This is a genomic window from Agromyces sp. P2_B3, assembly GCF_056404815.1.
In genome coordinates this window covers 216999-237816 of record NZ_JBFUDH010000004.1, presented here as the reverse complement: position 1 = coordinate 237816, position 20818 = coordinate 216999, and the positions used below count along the sequence as shown (strand labels likewise).

The 20818-nt window shown below is 70.7% G+C and carries 17 protein-coding genes and 1 tRNA gene; 13 read left to right on the top strand and 5 right to left on the bottom strand.

Features of this window, described 5'->3' with window-relative positions; all coding sequences use genetic code 11:
- Positions 1-102 precede the first annotated feature (102 nt).
- Complete coding sequence (locus AC1DZA_RS09245) at positions 103-660, top strand: TetR/AcrR family transcriptional regulator (RefSeq protein ID WP_476762351.1); 558 nt, start codon at positions 103-105, stop codon at positions 658-660.
- A gap of 56 nt (positions 661-716) precedes the next feature.
- Positions 717-929 (top strand): SCO4848 family membrane protein, encoded by a 213-nt coding sequence (locus AC1DZA_RS09240; protein WP_476762352.1) that lies wholly within the window; start codon positions 717-719, stop codon positions 927-929.
- An 18-nt stretch (positions 930-947) separates the two neighbouring features.
- On the opposite strand, the gene AC1DZA_RS09235 is transcribed toward AC1DZA_RS09240, so the two are convergent.
- The gene (locus AC1DZA_RS09235; RefSeq protein ID WP_476762353.1) at positions 948-1190 is read right to left on the bottom strand and encodes a DUF1653 domain-containing protein; all 243 of its coding nucleotides are present in this window, start codon (positions 1188-1190) and stop codon (positions 948-950) included.
- A gap of 174 nt (positions 1191-1364) precedes the next feature.
- Between AC1DZA_RS09235 and AC1DZA_RS09230 the strand changes: the two genes are divergently transcribed.
- Positions 1365-3716: a cellulase family glycosylhydrolase gene (locus AC1DZA_RS09230; RefSeq protein WP_476772499.1), complete on the top strand. Its 2352-nt coding sequence runs from the start codon at positions 1365-1367 to the stop codon at positions 3714-3716.
- Positions 3717-3754: 38 nt separating this feature from the next.
- On the opposite strand, the gene AC1DZA_RS09225 is transcribed toward AC1DZA_RS09230, so the two are convergent.
- Together AC1DZA_RS09225 and AC1DZA_RS09220 are read right to left on the bottom strand one after the other, a co-directional pair.
- Positions 3755-4897: an MFS transporter gene (locus AC1DZA_RS09225; RefSeq protein WP_476772498.1), complete on the bottom strand. Its 1143-nt coding sequence runs from the start codon at positions 4895-4897 to the stop codon at positions 3755-3757.
- Between the two features lie 35 nt (positions 4898-4932).
- Positions 4933-5304 carry a metalloregulator ArsR/SmtB family transcription factor gene (locus AC1DZA_RS09220; RefSeq protein WP_476772497.1) on the bottom strand — a complete coding sequence of 124 codons (372 nt, stop codon included), beginning with the start codon at positions 5302-5304 and terminating at the stop codon, positions 4933-4935.
- Positions 5305-5392: 88 nt separating this feature from the next.
- Between AC1DZA_RS09220 and AC1DZA_RS09215 the strand changes: the two genes are divergently transcribed.
- Together AC1DZA_RS09215 and AC1DZA_RS09210 are read left to right on the top strand one after the other, a co-directional pair.
- The gene (locus AC1DZA_RS09215; protein WP_476772496.1) at positions 5393-6739 is read left to right on the top strand and encodes an NAD(P)-binding domain-containing protein; all 1347 of its coding nucleotides are present in this window, start codon (positions 5393-5395) and stop codon (positions 6737-6739) included.
- A gap of 60 nt (positions 6740-6799) precedes the next feature.
- Positions 6800-7222 carry an arsenate reductase ArsC gene (locus AC1DZA_RS09210; protein WP_476772495.1) on the top strand — a complete coding sequence of 141 codons (423 nt, stop codon included), beginning with the start codon at positions 6800-6802 and terminating at the stop codon, positions 7220-7222.
- Positions 7223-7227: 5 nt separating this feature from the next.
- On the opposite strand, the gene AC1DZA_RS09205 is transcribed toward AC1DZA_RS09210, so the two are convergent.
- Together AC1DZA_RS09205 and AC1DZA_RS09200 are read right to left on the bottom strand one after the other, a co-directional pair.
- Entirely contained in the window at positions 7228-9741 is a 2514-nt protein-coding gene (locus tag AC1DZA_RS09205) for a glycoside hydrolase family 2 protein (RefSeq protein WP_476772494.1), read from the bottom strand.
- Positions 9742-9910: 169 nt separating this feature from the next.
- A tRNA-Leu gene (locus tag AC1DZA_RS09200) sits at positions 9911-9997 on the bottom strand.
- Between the two features lie 285 nt (positions 9998-10282).
- On the opposite strand from AC1DZA_RS09200, the gene AC1DZA_RS09195 reads away from it, so the two are divergent.
- From AC1DZA_RS09195 to AC1DZA_RS09160, 8 genes are all read left to right on the top strand, one after another.
- A complete protein-coding gene (locus AC1DZA_RS09195) occupies positions 10283-11092 on the top strand; it encodes an HAD family hydrolase (protein WP_476760917.1) in 810 nt (269 codons plus the stop codon).
- Entirely contained in the window at positions 11089-13602 is a 2514-nt protein-coding gene (locus tag AC1DZA_RS09190; protein ID WP_476772493.1) for a glycoside hydrolase family 65 protein, read from the top strand. Before AC1DZA_RS09195 ends, AC1DZA_RS09190 begins: the two co-directional genes overlap by 4 nt.
- Positions 13603-13667: 65 nt before the next feature.
- A complete protein-coding gene (locus AC1DZA_RS09185; RefSeq protein ID WP_476760907.1) occupies positions 13668-14414 on the top strand; it encodes an FhaA domain-containing protein in 747 nt (248 codons plus the stop codon).
- Complete coding sequence (locus AC1DZA_RS09180; RefSeq protein ID WP_309975678.1) at positions 14411-14983, top strand: FHA domain-containing protein FhaB/FipA; 573 nt, start codon at positions 14411-14413, stop codon at positions 14981-14983. The genes AC1DZA_RS09185 and AC1DZA_RS09180 overlap by 4 nt, the downstream gene beginning before the upstream one ends.
- A gap of 5 nt (positions 14984-14988) precedes the next feature.
- The gene (locus tag AC1DZA_RS09175; protein WP_476772492.1) at positions 14989-16221 is read left to right on the top strand and encodes a PP2C family protein-serine/threonine phosphatase; all 1233 of its coding nucleotides are present in this window, start codon (positions 14989-14991) and stop codon (positions 16219-16221) included.
- Positions 16222-16291: 70 nt separating this feature from the next.
- Positions 16292-17626, top strand: a complete 1335-nt coding sequence (locus AC1DZA_RS09170) for an FtsW/RodA/SpoVE family cell cycle protein (RefSeq protein ID WP_476772575.1) — start codon at positions 16292-16294, stop codon at positions 17624-17626.
- A complete protein-coding gene (locus tag AC1DZA_RS09165) occupies positions 17623-19077 on the top strand; it encodes a peptidoglycan D,D-transpeptidase FtsI family protein (protein WP_476772491.1) in 1455 nt (484 codons plus the stop codon). Before AC1DZA_RS09170 ends, AC1DZA_RS09165 begins: the two co-directional genes overlap by 4 nt.
- The gene (locus AC1DZA_RS09160) at positions 19074-20771 is read left to right on the top strand and encodes a protein kinase domain-containing protein (protein WP_476760910.1); all 1698 of its coding nucleotides are present in this window, start codon (positions 19074-19076) and stop codon (positions 20769-20771) included. The genes AC1DZA_RS09165 and AC1DZA_RS09160 overlap by 4 nt, the downstream gene beginning before the upstream one ends.
- Positions 20772-20818 lie beyond the last annotated feature (47 nt).

The window sequence follows — 20818 nt, the reverse complement described above, 5'->3', positions numbered from 1 at the left end:
GCACGCCATCGAGCCACCGACAAGAATACCGACATGTGTCGGATATCCGACATCTGTGGATGAACTCCACAGGAAGCATCCGCCCGCTGGCAGAATCGCCGTATGGACGTCCGAGTCGAGCGCACGCGCCGTGCCCTGCAGGAGGCGCTGTTCGAGCTCGCCCGCGAACGTTCGCTCGACGAGCTCACCATCGCGGACATCGCGGCTCGTGCGGGCGTGAACCGCAGCACTTTCTACCAGCACTACTCCGACAAGGAGACGCTGCTCGCCGACGCGCTCGACGCCACGGCCGAGGCGACCGGGGCTGCGCTGCCCGAGTTGGTCGAGCCCCCCTTGGAGCCGCCGCAGGCGCTGTTCTCGTTCCTCGAGCACATCGAGGCCAACGCCGGACTCTACAAGCGGGTGTTCGGCTCTCCCGGTTCGGCTGTGGTCACCGCACGTCTGCGCGGTCGCATCGAGCTCATCGTCGGCGACGCCGTCGTGCGGTCGGGCACACGCGCCTTCGAGGGGCTGCCGCTCGACGTCGTGGCGGCGGGCATCGCCGGCTCCGCGCTCGGCGTCATCGAGGCATGGCTCGCCCGCGAGGAGCGACCCCCGGCGGCGACCGCCGCGGACTGGGTGTGGCGGGTGCTGATCGGGCCGGGCGGCGCCTGGGACTGAGCCCGAGCGACGACGCGGGCACGAGCAGGTGCAGCCGACGCGTCTACGATCGGACGGTGCTCGTTCTCGCCGTCGTCCTGCTGCTCGCCAACGCCCTCTTCAACGTCATCGTGTGGCCTCGGTTCTACCCGCGCATCGCCGCCGACCCGCGGGCCCGCGATGCCGACGGCCGTCGCACCACGTTCTACACCGTGCACGTCGTGCTCATCGCCCTCGCACTGGTGCTCGCCGCGGCATCCGCCGTCACCGCGCTCGTCATCCTGCTCTGACGCCCGTCCCCGGGTCCGTCACACCGGGTCGACGTCGACGCGCGCGAAGCGCGGCACGCTGCGACCGTCACGCTCGACGATCTCGGTGAACATCGCGAGCGGCCGCACCCAGTGGGCGTGGTCGCCGTAGAGCTGGCGGTAGACCACGAACTCCTCCTCGGTCTCGCTGTGCCGCGCGACGAAGAGCACCTCGTACCTGGCGCCCTTGAAGTGCTCGTAGATGCCCGGCTCGATGCCCGCGGGCTCGCTCGCTTCGCTCACCGGTCCAATGCTACGGATGCCGCGGAACGCGTGACCCTCCTCCGGGGGCCGAGCGTCGTTCGGGTTTGACTTGCCGCTGCCGATGTCGGATGCTGTGCAGGCTCGTCCCCCGCGGGCTCGTCACGATGGAGTGTCATGAAGTCGGTTCGCCGTCCGGCCGTTGCCCTGTGCGCCATGCTCGCGTTGGTCGTCATCCAGGCGATCGCCGATCCCACCGGGCTGCTCGCGCTTGTCGGCTGGTCCGGGGCGCAGCCGCGGTTCGACGTCGGCGCCTGGCCGCTCGCTCCGTACGCGATGTTCGTGCCCGTGGTGCTGGGCGTGACCTGGTGGGTCGCCGCCCGGGCGGGCGATCGGTTCTGGACGCTGGTCGCCGGCGTGGTGCTGGCCGTCATGCTCGCGCAGGCCGCGACCTGCCTGGTGATGACCTGGGATGTCGCGGCCGCCGCATGGGCGGCGGGCTACGTGACGGCCAAGGCGGTGCCCGCGGCGCTCGTCGTGGCGGCGCTCGCGCGGTGGTTCGGCGGTCCGACGAGCCGCACTACGGTCGAGCGGAGCGCGCTCTGGCCGCCCGCCATGCCGGTCTGGCTGCCCGCGGTGCTCCTCGCGGCCGTGGCCCCGCTGCTGTCGGGCCTCTGGTGGACGGGCGCGGCGTACGGTCCCGGCATCCCGGCCGCCCGCCCCGACCGCGGCCCGGTGTCGATGCTCGTCGCGATCGCGCTCATCGCCGTCGCGACCGCGGTGTGCCTGCGGTGGATGCGCGCCCGGGTTCCCGGCGTGCTCGGCGGATGGCTGGCGGCGCTCGTCGCCGGCGGCATGGTCGGGCTGGTGCAGGCGGTGGTCGCGTTCGCGGTCGACGGCGGGCTCGCCGGTGACCTGTGGCCGTTGATGACGGCCTACCTCACGCTCGCCGACGGCCTCTCGTTCGGCGCGTGCGTCGGCTGGATCGTCGGCGTGGTCGCCGTGGTCGCCGAGCGGGTGCACGCGGGGCGGCCTGCCCGCGTGCTGCAGCTCGCCGCGGCATCCGTCGCCCTGATCGCCGTGACCGCGGCGCTGGTGCTGCCCGCGACGGGCGCGGGGGCGCCGGCCTCGGCGGCGGAGTCGAACGGTGGGTCGACGGATGCCTCGCGCACCGTGGCATCCGTGCCTGACGGGTTCCTGCGGGCGGAGGGTCCCATCATCACCGACGGCGACGGCAACCAGGTGCTGCTGCGCGGGGTGAACGTGAACCAGCTCGTCGACTTCTACCAGCCGCAGGCCGACGTCGCGGCGACGAGGCCGCTCACCGAGGACGACTTCGCGGGCATCGCCGCGCAGGGGTTCAACGTGGTGCGGCTGAACCTCTCCTGGTCGGCGCTCGAGCCCGAGCGCGGCGAGTTCGACGACGCCTACCTGGCGCAGGTGGCCGACGCGGTCGGGTGGGCGAAGCAGCACGACGTGCGCATCGTGCTCGACATGCACCAGGACTCGTGGTTCAACGGCGCGACCGAGGAGGGCACCGCGTGCCGACCAGGCACCGACCCGATGTGGGGCTACGACGGGGCGCCCGCGTGGGCGACCATCACCGACGAGGCGCCGCGCTGCCAGTTCCAGGGCCGGGACATCTCGCCGGCCGGCAACCGCGCGTTCCAGCACTTCTACTTCGACACCGACGGCGTGCAGGGCGCCCTCGTCGACACCTGGGGGCGGCTCGCAGCCGAATTCGCCGACGAGCCGACCGTGGCGGGCTACGACCTGCTCAACGAGCCCGGCTTCGGCGAGACCGCGCCGGTCACCACATCGCTCCTACTGGGCCGCTACTACGACCGCGCGATCGACGCGATTCGCGACGCGGGCGCACCGCAGATCGTGTTCGTGGAGCCGAGCATCTTCTGGTCGGGCCTCGGTTTCGACAGCGGGCCGACTCCGGGCTTCACGGACGACGCGAACATCGTGTTCTCGCCGCACCTCTACGCCGAGTCGTTGACGATGGACCGTTCCCTGGGCATCCCGCCGATCGTCGGGATGGACCGGCAGTTCGTGCTCGCGCAGCGCGTCGCCGACGAGTACGGCGCCCCGCTGTGGTCGGGTGAGTACGGGTACTGGGGCGAGGATGCCGACGTGGTCGACCGGCTCAGCCGCTACGCCGACGCCGAGGACGCCAACCGACTGGGCAGCGCCTACTGGGTGTGGAAGCAGGCCTGCGGCGACCCGCAGAACGGCATCGGCCCGACCGGCAACGGCCTCATGGTGCAGGACTGCGAGACCGGCGACGACGCACCGCCGCGCGACGACCTGCTCGCGATCTTGAGCCGGGCGTACCCGAAGTCGGCACCCGGGGTGCTCACCGCGCTCGAGGCGGATGGAGCGCATGTGTCGCTCGCAGGCACCGTCGGCGAGCGCGGCTGCGGCCTCGAGGTCTGGGTTCCCGGCGACGCCGAGCCCGAGGTCACCAGCACCGGCATCACGGATGCCGCGACGGCCGCGGTGCCCGGCGGCTGGCGCATCACCGGCTGCGCCGAGGGCGACTACGCCCTGTCGACCGACTGAGCCAGACCTCCGGGGCTTCCCTCACCCGGCACGGCCGGTCAGGAGAACCGGGCCGCGACCAGTGCGACGATCGCGACGCCCGACATGGCGAGCGCCATCGCGCCGTATCCGCCGATCGCGCCGGCCAGGATCGGGCCGAGCGCCGGTCCGAGTGCGGCGACGACGGTGATGGGGGCGGCGAACGCGCCGTTGATCGAGCCGTAGTTCCGCGTGCCCCAGCGGTCGGCCACGGCCGAGCCCTGCACCAGCGTCTGCGCGCCCCGGACGGCGCCGGCGGCCATCCCGATCACGATGAGCAGCCACGGCGGCCCGGGCACGACCGCCATGAGGGCGAGCAGCAGGATCGCCGAGGCCGAGGTCACGGCGAGCGGGAGCCATGGTGCCGTCGCGTGCGGGATGACGACGTAGAGGAGCCGCCCGATGACCTGTCCGGCGCCGAGGAGGCCGAGCGACCACGCGGCGAGCTCGTACGTGAAGCCCTTCTCCATATACAGCGGGATGACCGCGAGGGTGACGCTGAACAGCGCAGCGGTCAACGCCACCATGGACCCTTCGAGCATCCAGAACCGGCGCGTTCGGACGACCGTGCCGACGGTGTGGACCTGCTCGTCGCCCTTCGCGGGCGGATGCGGGGCCCAGGCCCGCTCGAGGAAGAACCAGTGCAGCGGCAGCGTGACGATGAGCAGGGTGGCCGCCAACACGAGGAAGACCGCCCGCCAGTCCAGCACGTGCAGCAGGCCGGCCACGATCGGCGCGAACACGGTCGACGCGAGCCCGCCGGCAAGCGTCAGGATCGTCATCGCACCACGGCGTCGCTCGCCGTGACGTCGCGTGATCACGGTGAAGGCGGCCTGGTAGAGCACGGCGGACTGCGCGACACCGCAGATCACCCAGCCCAGTGCGAAGACGAGGAGGTTCGGTGCCGCGCTGACCACGACGAGGCCCAGTGCACCGGTGAGCGCACCGGCCGTCATGACGAGTCGCGGGCCACGCTCGTCCAGCAGGCGCCCGGCGAGGATCCCGACCGCCGCCGACACGATGAGGCCGAGGGAGAACGCCAGCGTCACCTGGGCGACGGTCCAGCCGGTCTCGGACGCGATCGCGGGCGCGGCCACGATGAGGGCGTAGTACAGGATGCCCCAGCTGACGACCTGCCCCACCGAGAGGGCCGCCAGACGCACTCCGAGCCTGGACGGCGCGGAGACGTGCGGCGAGCTCACCGCGATGCAGTGACGTCGAGCAGTTGCGAGAGCTCGCCCAGCGCGCCGGGCACGAGCCGGTAGTAGGCCCAGGTGCCGCGCTTGCTGCGCGTGAGGAAGCCGGCGTCCATGAGCACCTTCAGGTGGTGCGACACGGTGGGCTGGCTGAGGCCGACGGGTTCGATGAGGTCGCAGACGCACGCCTCTTCGCCAGCGGATGCCGCGACGATCGAGACGAGCCGGAGTCGCGTCGGATCGGCGAGGGCCTTGAGCTTGCGGGCGAGCTCCTCTGCGCGGTCGGCGTCGATCGTCTCGCGGGTGAGCGGGGTGCAGCAGGCCGCGCCGGTGGTGTCGGAGACATCCGTGATCTGCAGCAGCGTCGTGCTCATGCCACGATGCTAGCCCAATATTGACAACCATCGATATAGTCGCCACACTCAATATCGAAGTTCATCGATGCCTTGGAGGGCCCGGATCATGACCCTGATCGACCTCACCGCCCCGAGCCTGCAGCAGCGCCGACTCGACACACTGCCCGTCGCCATCATCGGCGCCGGTCCGGTCGGCCTGGCCGCCGCGGCGAACCTCGTGGAGCGGGGCATCGACTTCGTGATCTACGAATCGGGTGACCAGATCGCGTCGAGCATCCGGCAGTGGGGGCACACGCGGCTCTTCTCCCCGTGGAAGCACGTCGTCGACCCCGCGTCGCGCCGCCTGCTCGAGGCGACCGGTTGGGCGTTGCCGTCGCCCGAGGCCCTCCCCACCGGCTCCGAGCTCGTCGAGCGGTACCTCGAGCCGCTCGCCGCCCTCGAGCCGATCGCCTCCCGCATCCGCACCGGCCTCACGGTGGAGGCCGTCACCCGGCAGGGCATGGACCGCACGCGCACGGCACGCCGCGAACAGACGCCGTTCGTGCTGCGCGTGCACACCGCCGACGGCGTGGAGGAGCTCACCGCTCGCGCCGTCGTCGACGCATCGGGCACCTACGACCACCCGAACAGCCTCGGCTCGTCGGGCCTCGAGCCGCTGGGGCTCCCCGACGTCGCCGATCGGGTCAGCCACGCGCTGCCCGACGTGCTCGGCCGCGACCGCGCACGGTTCGCCGGCCGGCACACGACCGTCGTCGGCGCCGGCCACTCCGCTGCCAACACGCTGCTCGCACTGGCGGAGCTCGCCGAGCACGAGCCGGACACCCGCATCACCTGGCTGATCCGAAACGCGAGCGCGGTGCGCGTCACCACCTCCGACGACGACGGTCTCGCCGCTCGCGCGAACATCGGCCGCCGCGTCGACGCGCTCGTGGCCTCCGGGCGAATCGCGGTCGTCGACCGCTTCGAGATCGTGCGGCTCGGGCGCACCGACGACGGCGTGCGACTCGTCGGCGCGCGCGGCGAGGAGCTCGTCGAGCACGTCACCGACCTCGTCGTGAACGCCACCGGCTTCCGGCCGAACCTCGACATGCTCCGCGAGATCCGCCTCGAGCTCGACGACATCGTCGAGGCGCCCAGGCGACTGGCGCCGCTCATCGACCCGAACGTGCACACGTGCGGCACCGTCGAGCCGCACGGCTTCGCCGAGCTGCAGCATCCCGAGCCGAACTTCTTCCTGGCCGGCATGAAGAGCTACGGCCGCGCGCCGACGTTCCTGCTCGCCACCGGGTACGAGCAGGTGCGCTCGATCACCGCCTGGCTCGCCGGCGACACGGCGGCGGCCTCCCAGGTCGAGCTCGAGCTGCCCGCCACGGGCGTGTGCTCGACGAGCCTCCCCGGCGACGGGGCGTCCTGCAGCACCGACGCGACAGCCGCGTTCACCTGCTGCTCGTAAGATGCCCGCGAACCCGCGCACCGCCTCCCCCGAACCCGCCTCCAGACATCACGAGGACTCATGACTCCGACCGACACCCCCACCGTCCTTTTCGTCTGCGTGCACAACGCCGGTCGATCGCAGATGGCCGCCGGCTACCTGAAGGCCCTCGGCGGCGACCGCGTCGAGGTGCTCTCGGCCGGCTCCGAGCCGAAGGACGAGATCAACCCGGTGGCCGTCGAGGCGATGGCCGAGGAGGGCATCGACATCGCCGGCAACACGCCCAAGATCCTCACCGTCGACGCGGTCAAGGAATCCGACGTCGTGATCACCATGGGCTGCGGCGACGCCTGCCCTATCTTCCCCGGCAAGCGCTACGAGGACTGGGAGCTCGACGACCCGGCGGGCCAGGGCATCGACGCGGTGCGGCCGATCCGGGACGAGATCAGGCAGCGCATCGAGGCGCTCCTGCGCGAGCTGTTCCCCGAGGCCGCATCGGCCTGACCCGCTCACGCGGGGATCAGCTGGTTGCCGCTGCGCAGCACCCTCGGGTCGCACACGGCCTCCGCGTCGAGCGCGTCGACGCCACGCACGTGGAACGTCCACGACTCCCCCGGCAGCAGCGTGACGAGCCCCGAGTCGACGGATGCCGCCGGTTCGACCTTGTCGATGAGCAGCGTCACGTCGCGCACGAGCACCGCGCCCGCGGTCACCGTGACGGCGAAGCCCTCCTCCTCGGCATCGACCTCCACCTCGAGCTGCGGATCGGCGAGGGCGCTGTCGCGCGGCTCGGCGAAATACCAGAGGCCGCGCACGCCGCTCAGCTCGGCGATGAGCAGCTCGCCCGCGGCATCCGTCGCCTCGGCGAGCCCATCGGGCACCTCCACCGTCTCGGACGACCGGGGTGCGACCGCGACGGCAGCGAACGCGCGTCGACGGACCGAGCCGTCGAAGCCGCGCAGCTCGAAGTCGAGCCGGCCCTGCCATTCGTCGTCCGTGTCGTTGCCGATCACCGCGGCCAGGCCGTCGCCCCGCGGCTGCACGGTGACGACGCGCGGCGCGAACGCGTTGCGCACGGCGTGGAACAGCGGCTTCTCACGGCCGTCGCCGTCGACCGCGGCCCACGACGTGACCGGCCAGCAGTCGTTCAGCTGCCACACGACGGCGCCTGCGGTGCGCGGCGCGTGCGAGCGGTAGTGCTCGAGCGCGCACGAGATCGCATTGGCCTGGTTCAGCTGCATCGCCCAGTGCCAGGTCTCCATGTCGGCGGGCACGCGGTAGTGCCGAACGAGCCCGTCGGTGAGCTTCACGTTGCCATCGATCGCCTTCTGGTGCACGATCACGCCGGGCGAATCGGGCGTGAGCGGGTCGTCGCTGATCGCACGGGTGAGCGTCGACCAGGCCGGCGGGCCCTGCCATCCGAACTCGGCGACGAAGCGCGGAGCGGTGTCGCGGTAGTGCGGCCAGTCCTTCTGGTTCCAGAGATCCCAGACGTGCATGGTGCCGTGGCGTTCGTCGTTCGGGTGCTCGCCGCCGGGGCTGAACGGGCTGCCGGGCGCGTACGGCACGTGCGGCGCGAGCTCCTCGATGAGGCTCGGGAACAGCTCGTGGTAGTAGTAGGCGCCCCACGTCTTCCCGTCGAGCCGGAGCTTCCAGCCCCAGTCCTCGTAGCCCCACAGGTTCTCGTTGTTGCCGGTGAGCAGGCACAGCGAGGCGTGATGCGCGAGGCGCACGATGTTCTCGCGGGCCTCCGCCGCGACCTCCGAGCGCAGCGGCTCCTCCTCGGCGTACGCCGAGCACGCGAAGAGGAAGTCCTGCCAGGTGAGCAGTCCGAGCTCGTCGCAGAGCTCGTAGAACGCGTCGGCCTCGTAGATGCCGCCGCCCCAGACCCGGACGAGGTTCAGCCCGGCGGTGCGCGCCTGCTCGAGCCGCTGGCGGTAGCGGGCACGGTCGACCCGCACCGGGAACGCGTCGTCGGGGATCCAGTTCGCGCCCTTCACGAACACCGGCCGGTCGTTCACGATCAACTGGAACGGGGTGCCGTCGGCATCGGGCTCCGTGTTCCAGCGCAGGTCCCGGAAGCCCACGGTGCGGTGGGTCGCGTCGATCACCTCCTCGGAATGGAGCCGCACATCCACGACGTACAGGGGCTGGTCGCCGTAGCCGGCGGGCCACCAGCGCTCGACGTTCCGAAGGTCGAGGCGCACACGCGCCCGGCCGCCCACGACCTCGACGACGGCCGAGGGAACCTCCTCGAGGCCCGGGCCGGCCACGGCGACGGACACGAGCAGCGGTGATGCCTCGACGATCCCTGGCGCGTTCGCAACCGCGACGTCGGCGACGACGTACCCGCCCGGTCCGTCGGCCTCGGCCCGCACCCGCACCTCACCGAGCCGGGCGACCGACCATGACTCGAGCCGCACCGGCCGCCAGATGCCGCTCGTCGACGTCGCGATGCCCCAGTCCCACCCGAAGCTGCACGCCGACTTGCGGATCGCGTCGAACGGCGTCGGGTACGGACGCGGGCGCGCGCCGAGCGCGAGGCTCTGGGCGTCGGCGTACTTCACCGGGCTGCGGAACGCCACGACCAGGCGGTTCTCGCCCTCGCGCAGCAGCCGGGTCACGTCGAAGCGGTAGCCGCGGTGCTGGTTCGCGACCTCGGCGATCACGGTGTCGTTCAGCGACACCGTCGCCACGGTGTCGAGGCCGTCGAAGACGAGGTCGTGCACGGATGCCGCGGCGAGCTCGTCGGCGCGAAGCGTGAACGTCGTCTCGTACGTCCAGTCGACGAGCCCGATCCAGTTGAGCGCCGACTCGTTGTCGTCGAGGTACGGATCGGGGATCAACCCCGCGCGCATGAGGTCGAGGTGCACGACCCCGGGCACGACCGCCGGAATCCCGTGGCCGGCGCCGCCGGCGGCATCCGTCGCCCCCGTCATGCCGGCCGCGACGGCGTCGGGTACGGGCCCGGACCCCGCCCGGACCCGCCACCCCGAGTGGAGGGGTCGCCGCACCGCGCTCATGATGTGCTCCATTGTGGTCGGTTCGATCGTCTGCGTCACGTGATGCCGCCCCCGACAGCTCGATCAGGGCGAACGAGGCGAGGTGCGGTCACGAGCGCAACCCGCCGGAATGGGGCGTCCGGGAACGACGACGGCCCGGCACCTCAGTGAGGTCCGGGCCGTTTCGGGATGGTGCGCGAGGGGGGACTTGAACCCCCACACCCTTGCGAGTACTGGCACCTGAAGCCAGCGCGTCTGCCAATTCCGCCACTCGCGCACGTGCGGATGCACCGAAGTGCGTCCAGCCACGAGAGCCTAACATCTCGCAGCCCACAGCACCATTCGAGGCCGCGCTTGGCGCGGGTACGTCGAGCGGATGCCGCGAGGACCCTCCGTGATTCCTCAGAGTCCGACTCCGGCCTCGCGCTCCCCCGCCGCCGGGAATAGCATCGATCTGCGGTACCGGTGCCCTGACCGATTCGACGAAAGGACGGCGGTGACCTCGCCAGACTCCTCCCCCATTCCCCCCTCGCCCGAAGGGCAGTCCGCCCGACGCGGCCCGATCCATCCGGCTGACGTCGACCTCAGCGGCATCCGCGGCTGGCTCTTCGACCTCGACGGCGTGCTCACGCCCACGGCGGTGGTGCACATGCACGCCTGGTCACGCCTGTTCACGCCGTTCCTGGAGGCGCACGACGCCGCCCCCTACTCCGACGACGACTACTTCGCCTACATCGACGGCAAGCCGCGCTACGACGGCGTGCGTTCGCTGCTCGAGAGCCGCGGCATCGTGGTCGACGAGGGCGACGTGACGGATGCCGCGACGCTCGACACCGTGCACGGGCTCGGCAATCGCAAGAACGACGCCTTCAACGCCACCCTCGCCGAGGAGGGCGTCGAGCCGTACGCCACGAGCGTCGCCCTGCTCGACGCCGTCATCGCGTCCGGAGCCGAGGTCGCCGTCGTCTCGAGCTCGAAGAACGCGCCCCTCGTGCTCGCGGCCGCCGGGCTCGCCGACCGCTTCCAGGTCGTCGTCGACGGCGCGGTCGCGGCCCGCGAGGGCCTGCCCGGCAAGCCCGAGCCCGACACGTTCGAGCGGGCCGCCGAGCTGCTCGGCCTGCCGACCGAGGCGTGCGCGGTCGTCGAAGACGCGGAATCGGGCGTGAAGGCCGGCGCGGCCGGAGAGTTCGGTATCGTCATCGGCGTCGATCGCGGCGTCGGCCGCGAGGCGCTCGAGGAGCTCGGCGCCGACGTGATCGTCGACGAGCTCGACGAGCTGGTCCCGGCGGTCGAGCGCGCCGCCGCGGCATCCGGAACCGACGACACCACCCCCACCCCTGCACCCGGCTCCACCCGAGAGGACCGTCCATGAGGTTCGCCGACCACGACCCGCTGAACCGGAACCGGTTCCCCATCGACGAGTGGGCGCTGACCGAGACCGAGTTCGGCGTCGCCGACATGGGTCGCACCGAGACCCTCTTCGCAGTGGGCAACGGGTACCTGGGCCTCCGCGGCAACGTGGAGGAGGGCCGCGACGGCCATATGCACGGCACGTTCGTGAACGGCTTCCACGAGACGTGGCCCATCCGTCACGCCGAGGAGGCGTTCGGGTTCGCGCGGGTCGGGCAGACCATCGTGAACGCGCCCGACGCGAAGGTCATCCGCCTCTACGTCGACGACGAGCCGCTCGTGCTGACGATCGCCGAGATCCTCGCGTACGAGCGCCGGCTCGACTTCCGCCTCGGCTCCCTGCAGCGCTCGATCGAATGGCGTACCCCGTCGGGCAAGCGGGTGCTCATCACCAGCCGGCGCATGGCGTCGTTCACCGACCGGCACCTCGCGGTCATCGACTACGAGGTCGAGATGCTCGACGCCGACGCGGCGATCACCATCTCGAGCCAGATCCTGAACCGCCAGGACGGGCGCGACGAGTACCGTTCGGGCGTGAGCGAGGCCCCGGCCGGCTTCGACCCCCGCAAGGCGGAGCAGTTCATCGACCGCGTGATGCAGCCCCGGGTGAAGCGTGCCGAGGGCTCCCGCTACATGCTCGGCTACCAGACCACCAACTCGGGCATGACGATCGCGGTCGGCGCCGAGCACTCGATCACGACCGAGAACGACTTCTCCGAATCCGGCTCCATCGGCGACGACCTCGCCAAGCACATCTATCGGGTGCACGCCAGGCAGGGCAAGCCGATCCGCATCACGAAGACGATCAGCTACCACACCGCCCGCACCGTGCCGGCGCGCGAGCTCGCGGACCGCAGCGACCGCACCCTCGACCGCGCGGCCGAGCTCGGTGTCGCCGAGATCTTCGCGCAGCAGCGTGCCTGGCTCGACGACTTCTGGGCGCGCTCCGACGTGCAGATCACCGACCAGCCCGAGCTGCAGCAGGCCACGAGGTGGAACCTCTTCCAGCTCGCGCAGGCCACCGCGCGCACCGACGGCGACGGCGTGGCGGCGAAGGGCGTGTCGGGTTCGGGCTACGGGGGCCACTACTTCTGGGACAGCGAGGTCTACGTCCTCCCGTTCCTCAGCTACACGGCCCCGATCGTCGCGCGCAACGTGCTGCGCTTCCGGCAGCGGATGCTCGACGCCGCCCGCGCCCGCGCGATGGAGCTGAACCAGCTCGGGGCCCTGTTCCCGTGGCGCACGATCAACGGCCAGGAGTCGTCGGCCTACTACGCGGCGGGCACCGCGCAGTACCACATCGATGCGGACATCTCCTATGCGCTGTGCCAGTACGTGGCGGCCACCGGTGACGTGGACTTCCTCGCCCGCGGCGCGATCGACATCCTCGTCGAGACCGCCCGCATGTGGGAGGACCTCGGCTTCTGGCGGTCCACCAACGCCGACGACGTGTTCCACATCCACGGCGTGACCGGGCCCGACGAGTACACCACCGTCGTGAACGACAACCTGTACACGAACGTGATGGCGCGGTTCAACCTCGCCTCCGCGGCATCCGCGGTCGACAACCTGCAGGTGAACGATGCGCTCGCCTATCACAAGATGGTCGCGCGGCTCGGCGTGACCCCCGCCGAGGTCGCGAGCTGGCGGCGTGCTGCGGCCCACATGCACATCCCGTACGACGAGCAGCTCGGCATCCACCCGCAGGACTCGGCGTTCCTGCAGAAGGAGCTGTGGGACCTCGAGAACACCCCCGAAGACCGCCGTCCGCTGCTGCTGCACTACCACCCGCTCGTCATCTACCGCTTCCAGGTGCTGAAGCAGGCCGACGTGGTGCTCGCGCTCTACCTCCAGGGCGACCGGTTCACGACCGAGATGAAGCGCGCCGACTTCGAGTACTACGACCCGCTGACCACGGGCGACTCCACGCTCTCGGCGGTCGTGCAGTCGATCATGGCCGCCGAGGTCGGCTACCACGAGCTCGCGATCCGGTACTTCCGCTCCGCGCTCTACGTCGACCTCGCCGACCTGCACCACAACGCCGCCGACGGCGTGCACGTCGCCTCGACGGGCGGCGTGTGGAGCGCGCTGGTGTCCGGGTTCGGCGGATTCCGCGACCACAACGGCGTCTTCACGTTCGACCCGCGCCTCCCCGACGAGTGGAAGGAACTGGTGTTCCGCATCACGCTGCGCGACACCAGGGTGCGCGTGACCCTGCGCCCGCAGTCGATCGAGTTCACGGTCGAGGTCGGCGACGAGGCCCGGGTCCGGGTGCGCGGCGCCGAGGTGCTGGTGACGAGTGAGGCGCCGGTGACGGTGCCGCTCGAGGGCCAGGGGCCGCGGCTCTACGGCGCCCCGACGATGCGCGACGTCACCGGCTCGCGGCGCGCCGACGGCACGTATCTCACCGCGTCGATCCCGACGCTCTCACTCGACGTCGACGAGGAGGAAACGGCGATTCCGGTCGACTGAACGAGGGGGTTCTCAGCCGCTGCGGCTAGCATGTCACACAATCACGGAACGGGATCGGGAGACCTGTGGGCCTACTGGACAACTTCGAGAAGGGTCTCGAACGCGCGGTCAACGGCGCCTTCGCGAAGACCTTCCGCTCGGGGCTGCAGCCCGTCGAGATCACCGCGGCGCTGAAGCGCGAGATCGACACGAAGGCCGCAGTGGTGTCACGCGACCGCGTGCTCGTGCCGAACATGTTCACCGTGCGGATGTCGCCGACCGACCACGACCGCATGGCCGGCCTTGGCCCGGCCCTCATCGACGAGCTCACCGACCTCGTGCAGAAGCACGCCGCCAGCCAGCGCTTCCAGTTCGCGGGGGGCATCTCGATCAGCCTCCGGCCCGACGAGGGCCTCGCCGAGGGCATGGTGCAGGTCGACTCGAGCAACGTGAAGGGCCAGGTCGCGTGGACGCCGGTGCTCGACGTCGCCGGCAAGCGCTATCCGATCCTGAAGGGTCGCACCGTGATCGGGCGCGGCAGCGAGGCCGACGTCACCCTCGACGACTCGGGCGCCTCGCGGCGGCACGTCGAGGTGCAATGGGACGGCACCCGGGCGCGCGTCCGCGACCTCGGGTCCACGAACGGCACCCAGTTGAACGGCGCTCCCGTGAAGGACGCGGTGCTCGAGCCCGACTCGGTGATCACGATCGGCCGCTCCCGCATCGTCTTCCGCGTCCTCGCGCAGGCTTCCGGGCCTGCCGCGGGTCGAGCCGCCGCCGACCCGGCCACCCAGCGCCACGACATGGGCGGGTTCTGGGGGCCCGGCGAATGAGCGAACTCACCCTCCTGGTCCTCCAGCTCGGATTCCTGCTGCTGCTCTGGGTCTTCATCTTCGCGATCGTCTACTCGCTGCGCAGCGACCTGTTCGGCCAGCGCGTGCGAAAGCTGCAGCCGGATGCCGCGGCCGCGTCGCCTGCGCCGGCTGCGGCGTTCCCCGTGGCCGCCGCGGCGCCGGTCGCTGCTGGCGCATCGCCGTCCGCCCCGACCGCGGCCGTGTCCCATCCGGCCGCGCCCGCATCCGTCGGAGGCAACGAGACCGCGTCCACCGAGAACGCCACCCGCCTGGTGATCACGAGCGGGCAGAAGGCCGGCGCCGAGTTCCCGCTCGGGCGCGACGAGATCACCATCGGCCGCTCCAGCGACTCGGCGATCATCATCCGCGACGACTACACCTCCACGCACCACGCCCGACTCATGCTGTGGAACGGCCGCTGGATGATCCAGGACCTCGACTCCACGAACGGCACCTTCCTCAACGGCTCCCGAGTGACCGTGCCGACGCCAATCCCGCTCGGAGCCACCGTCAAGGTCGGAGCGACGACGTTCGAGCTGCGGCGGTAGCGCCCATGGCCACGGTCAAGGCGAGCGCTGCGGTCTCGCACGTCGGACGGATCCGCGCGAACAACCAGGACTCCGGCTACGCCGGGCGCAACCTGTTCCTCGTCGCCGACGGCATGGGCGGGCACGCCGGCGGCGACGTCGCGAGCGCGATCGCCACGCGGCGCATCGCGGAGGCCGACGACGACTACGAATCCGCGCCGGTCGCCGCGGCCGCGCTCGAGGGCGCCCTGATCGCGGCGAACCGCCAGCTCGCCGAGACCGTCGCCGAGCACTCCGAGCTCACCGGCATGGGAACGACCGTGAGCGCCCTGCTGCTCGACGGCGATCGCGTGGTCATCTCCCACATCGGCGACTCGCGCATCTACCTCCTGCGTTCGGGCGAGCTCAGCCAGATCTCGATCGACCACACCTTCGTGCAGCGACTCGTCGACGCCGGCCGCATCACCGCCGAGGAGGCGATGGTCCACCCCCGCCGGTCGGTGCTCATGCGCGTGCTCGGCGACGTCGAGGCCTCCCCTGAGATCGACTCGATGGTGCTCGACACGCGCGCCGGCGACCGGTGGATGCTCTGCTCCGACGGTCTCTCGGGCGTCGTTTCGTTCGACGAGATCCTCGAGATCATGGCGTCCGACGCCGGTGCCAAGCAGGTGGCCGACCGCCTCGTGAAGGCGTCGCTCGACGGCGGAGCCCCCGACAACGTCACCGTCGTCGTCGTGGACATCGGCGACCCGCCCGCGCCCGCGACCCCGCCGCTCGTGGTCGGCTCGGCGGCGGCCCCGCTCGCGTTCGGTGCGGCGGCCGAGCCGGCGCGTGCCCGCGGCATCCGTCTCGCGCCGTTCCGGCCGCACCCCGTGCAGGAGACGCACTTCGAGCCCGACTCGGCCGACTACTTCGACGAGCTGATCGAGGAGGACGCCCGCCGTCGCCGCCGCCGCCGCCTGGTGTGGAGCTTCTGGATCGTGCTGCTCGTTGCGGCGATCGTGGCGGTGTTCGTGCTCGGCTACCAGTGGACGCAGACCCGGTACTACGTGGGCGAGTCCAACGGCCGGGTCGCGATCTTCCAGGGCATCCAGCAGGACCTCGGCCCCATCTCGCTGCACGAGCTGCACACCGAGACCACGGTCGACGTCGCCGATCTGCGCACCTACGACCAGCAGCGCGTGGAGCAGACGATCAGCGCCGGCTCGTTCTCCGAGGCCTACCGCATCGTGCAGCGACTGGAGGACTCCGTTGACTGACCGCGCCGGCCGCATCGCCGAGGCGTCGCCCGCCGGAGGGCCGCCCACGACTCCCGTGCGCCGCATCCGCATGCCGCAGAAGCTGCGCAACATGGAGCTCTGGCTGCTCATCGTCGCCTGCTTCATCAACGCCTCGGCGATCGTGCTCGTGCAGCTCGGTGCGATGGGGCGCGTCGACACGCAGCTGGTGCTGCTCGGCGCGGGGCTGTCGGCCCTCGTCTTCGGACTGCACATCGCCATGCGATTCGTCGCGCGCGACGCCGACCCGTTCCTGCTGCCGATCGCGACCGTGCTCAACGGGCTCGGCATCGCGATGATCTATCGCATCGACATCGCCGACGGCGAGACCGGGTGGGAGAGCGCCTCGGTGCGGCAGATCGCCTGGAGCGCGATCGCGATCATCGCCGCCATCGTGACCATCCTCGTCATCCGCAATCACCGGGTGCTGTTCCGCTACACCTATGTCTCGGGGCTCCTCGCGATCGTGCTGCTCCTGCTCCCCCTCGTGCCAGGCATCGGCCGCGAGGTGAGCGGGGCGAGGGTCTGGATCGGGTTCGGCGACATCGCGACCTTCCAGCCCGGTGAGATCGCGAAGATCGCCCTCGCCGTGTTCTTCGCAGGCTACCTGGTGCGCAACCGCGACTCGCTCTCGATGGTCGGACGTAAGTTCCTCGGTATGCGGTTCCCGCGTGCTCGCGACCTCGGGCCGCTGCTCGTGGTGTGGGCCCTGTCGATGGCGGTCATCGTCTTCCAACGCGACCTCGGAACGGCGCTCCTGTACTTCGGACTGTTCCTCGTCATGCTCTACGTGGCCACCAGCCGGCTCTCCTGGGTCGTGCTCGGGCTGAGCCTGTTCATCGGCGGCGCCCTCGTGGCCAGCCAGACGCTCGACTACGTGGGCAACCGCTTCGCGAACTGGCTCGACCCGTTCAGCCCCGAGCGCTTCGACCAGGAGTTCGGCGGCAGCTACCAGCTCGTGCAGGGCCTGTTCGGCCTGGCGAACGGCGGCCTCATCGGCACCGGATGGGGCGAGGGCCGGCCCGACATCACGCCCGTGCCGCAGAGCGACTACATCATCGCCAGCCTCGGCGAGGAGCTCGGGCTCGCGGGCGTGTTCGCGATCCTCGCGCTCTACGTGCTCTTCGTCGCCCGCGGCTTCCGCATCGGGTTCGCCGGACAGGACGACTTCGGCAAGCTCCTCGGGGTGGGCCTCGCCTTCGTGCTGGCGCTGCAGGTGTTCATCGTGGTCGGCGGCGTCACCCGCGTGATCCCGCTGACGGGCCTCACGACGCCCTTCCTCGCGGCGGGCGGCTCGTCGCTCGTCGCCAACTGGATCATCGTGGCGCTGCTGCTGCGGCTGTCCGACACCGTTCGCAACCATCCGAGGCTGGTGATCGACGGATGAATCGTGAGCTCAAGCGCGTGACGATCGTCGCGCTCCTCATGTTCCTCGCCCTGTTCGTCTCGTCGACGATCATCCAGTACGTGCAGGCCGACGCCCTCGCGGCCGACCCGCGCAACTCCCGCACGTTGTACGAGAGCTACTCCGTGGAGCGCGGGCCGATCCTCGTGGGCGGCGAGCCCATCGCCTACTCGACTCCCACCGACGACAACTACAAGTTCCAGCGCGTCTACACCCCGGGCGCACTCTACGCGGCCGTGACGGGCTACATCCCGGTGAACGGTGAGGCCACCGGCCTCGAGCGGTCGCTCAACTCCTATCTGAGCGGGCAGTCGTCCAGCCAGTTCTTCGACTCGCTGAACCGCATCATCTCCGGGCAGGACCCGATGGGGGCATCCGTCGAGGTGGCCATCGACCCGGTCGCCCAGCAGGCCGCGTGGGACGCCCTGGGCGACTACACCGGCTCGGTCGTGGTCACCGAACCGTCGACCGGGCGAATCCTCGCCATGGTCTCGAAGCCGACGTACGACCCCAACACCCTCGTCGTACACGACGCCGAGCAGGTGCAGGCCACGTACGACGCGCTCCTCGCCGACCCGAGCGACCCGCTGACCAACCGCGCGACGGGCGGCGACATGAACCCGCCCGGATCCACGTTCAAGCTCGTCGTGGTGGCGGCCGCCCTCGAGTCGGGCAAGTACACGCCCGAGTCGACGTTCCCCAACCCTGCGTCGCTGACGCTGCCCGGCACCGACGCAGTGGTCCGCAACTCCGGCGGTGGCACGTGCGGCCCTGGCGCCGAGGTGACCCTCGCCGACGCGCTGCGGCTGTCGTGCAACATCCCCATGGCCGAGCTCGGCATGGAGCTCGGCGACGCCGCGATCCGCGAGCAGGCCGAGAAGTTCGGGTTCAACCACGAGTTCGAGATCCCCACGGCGACCGAGCCAAGCGTCTACCCGCGCGCGCTCGACGAACCGCAGACGGCGCTCACCGCGTTCGGACAGGGCGACGTGCGTGCGACCCCCCTGCAGATGGCGATGGTCTCGGCCGCGATCGCCAACGGCGGCATCGTCATGGAGCCCGATCTGGTCGACGCGATCACGGCGCCCGACTTCTCGCCGCTGCAGGAGTTCGAGCCGGTCGAATACGGCCGTGCGATCAGCCAGGAGACGGCCGCCACCATGGTGCAGATGATGACCAACGGCGTCGAAAACGGGGCTGCGAGTAATGCAAGAATAGACGGCGTCAGCGTGGCCGGTAAGACCGGTACCGCAGAGAACGGAGAGAGTGACCCCTACACTCTCTGGTTCACGGGTTTTGCCCCCGCCGACGACCCTCAGTATGCGATCACGGTACTCGTGGAGGATGGCGGGGGACTTGGTCAGGAGGGGTACGGCAATCTCATCGCCGCACCCATCGCAAAGCAGGTACTAGAGGCGGTGCTGAACAAATGAGACCGAGCGCAGGGCTCACCTTCGGAGGGCGCTACGAGCTGCAGTCCCGGATCGCCATCGGCGGCATGGGCGAAGTGTGGCAGGCCACCGACCTCGTGATCGGCCGCCAGGTGGCGATCAAGATCCTGAAGGATGAGTACCTCGGCGACCCCGGATTCCTCGAGCGCTTCCGCGCCGAGGCCCGGCACGCCGCACTCGTCAACCACGAGGGCATCGCGAACGTCTTCGACTACGGCGAAGAAGATGGCAGCGCCTACCTCGTGATGGAGCTCGTGCCCGGCGAGGCGCTCTCGACCATCCTCGAGCGCGAGCACGTGCTCTCGACCGACAAGGTGCTCGACATCGTCGCGCAGACGGCGGCGGCGCTGCAGGCCGCGCACGCAGCCGGCCTCGTGCACCGCGACATCAAGCCCGGCAACCTCCTCATCACGCCCGATGGGCGGGTGAAGATCACCGACTTCGGCATCGCCCGCATCGCCGACCAGGTGCCGCTCACCGCCACCGGCCAGGTCATGGGCACCGTGCAGTACCTCTCGCCCGAGCAGGCCTCGGGTCACCCTGCCTCGCCGACCACCGACATCTACTCGCTGGGCATCGTCGCGTACGAGGCCCTCGCGGGCCGTCGCCCCTTCACGGGCGAGTCCCAGGTCGCCATCGCGATGGCGCAGATCAACGAGACGCCGCCCGACCTCCCCGTCACCGTGTCCGAGCCGGTGCGCAACCTCGTCTACGCCTGCATCGCCAAGAACCCCGCCGACCGTCCGCAGTCGGCGGCCCACCTCGCACGCGCGGCCACAGCCCTGCGGCGTGGCGACGTGCAGGGCGCTGCGGCCGCGGTGCCCGCGGTGCTCGGCGCTGCGGGCCTCACCGCGGCGACCATGCTCATGCCCCAGTCGGGTGCGACCGCCGCCACCACCGTGTTGCCGTCTGCCGCTGCCGGCGGGGTGGTCGACGCCGAGGTCATCGAGGACGAGCCCGCGAAGAAGAAGCGCAGCCCGTGGACCTGGCCGCTGATCGTGCTCATCGCGATCCTCGCGATCGTCCTGATCGGCACCATCATCGCCCTCGCCATGAACAACAACGGCGGCAAGGACCCCGCATCCACGTCGAGCCGCCCGACGGCGAGCACGACGACGACGACCCCGCCGACGAGCGCGCCGCCCACGACCGAGGCGCCGCAGACCATCCAGATCGACCGCAACTCCTACATCGGCATGAACGTCGACGATGCAGCGGCGCAGATCGAGGCGCTCGGCCTGCCCGTCGTCCGCGAGGCCGGCGGCGCCGCGACCGAGCCCGGACTCGCGAACACCGTCTCCGAGGTCAACCCGAGCGGCCCCGTGCAGCCCGGCACGACCATCACGCTGACGTACCTCACCGAGCCCGAGGCCCCGAGCGCGCCGACCGCCGCGCCCACCACGACGGCGAGCAACCCGGTCAAGCCGAACGTCGGCCAGATCACGGTCAACTGGACGACCCAGTCGTGCCCGGCCGGCCAGACGCTGAGCGGCTACGAGGTCTCGGTCACCGGCGACGCCACCGTGCCGAACAACCCGGTCTTCGGTCCGGGCACCACCAGCGCACAGGTCAACGTCAACAACACCCCGGGCGGGTCGTTCGACGTGACCTACCGCTACTTCTGCGGCCAGCTCGACTCGCCGTTCTCCCCTGCCCTCACGGTCGAGATCGAATAGCATCGGCGTTCGACCCTGACGGGCCCACGAGACGACACGAGGAGGGA

Bases quoted from the DNA above. Each gene is read 5' to 3' on its own strand.
- AC1DZA_RS09165 (WP_476772491.1), top strand. From the start codon at position 17,623: ATGAATCGTGAGCTCAAGCGCGTGACGATCGTCGCGCTCCTCATGTTC.
- AC1DZA_RS09220 (WP_476772497.1), bottom strand. From the start codon at position 5,304: ATGAGCACGACGCTGCTGCAGATCACGGATGTCTCCGACACCACCGGC.
- AC1DZA_RS09160 (WP_476760910.1), top strand. From the start codon at position 19,074: ATGAGACCGAGCGCAGGGCTCACCTTCGGAGGGCGCTACGAGCTGCAG.
- AC1DZA_RS09190 (WP_476772493.1), top strand. From the start codon at position 11,089: ATGAGGTTCGCCGACCACGACCCGCTGAACCGGAACCGGTTCCCCATC.
- AC1DZA_RS09175 (WP_476772492.1), top strand. From the start codon at position 14,989: ATGGCCACGGTCAAGGCGAGCGCTGCGGTCTCGCACGTCGGACGGATC.
- AC1DZA_RS09245 (WP_476762351.1), top strand. From the start codon at position 103: ATGGACGTCCGAGTCGAGCGCACGCGCCGTGCCCTGCAGGAGGCGCTG.
- AC1DZA_RS09180 (WP_309975678.1), top strand. From the start codon at position 14,411: ATGAGCGAACTCACCCTCCTGGTCCTCCAGCTCGGATTCCTGCTGCTG.
- AC1DZA_RS09215 (WP_476772496.1), top strand. From the start codon at position 5,393: ATGACCCTGATCGACCTCACCGCCCCGAGCCTGCAGCAGCGCCGACTC.
- AC1DZA_RS09210 (WP_476772495.1), top strand. From the start codon at position 6,800: ATGACTCCGACCGACACCCCCACCGTCCTTTTCGTCTGCGTGCACAAC.
- AC1DZA_RS09205 (WP_476772494.1), bottom strand. From the start codon at position 9,741: ATGAGCGCGGTGCGGCGACCCCTCCACTCGGGGTGGCGGGTCCGGGCG.
- AC1DZA_RS09170 (WP_476772575.1), top strand. From the start codon at position 16,292: ATGCCGCAGAAGCTGCGCAACATGGAGCTCTGGCTGCTCATCGTCGCC.
- AC1DZA_RS09230 (WP_476772499.1), top strand. From the start codon at position 1,365: ATGCTCGCGTTGGTCGTCATCCAGGCGATCGCCGATCCCACCGGGCTG.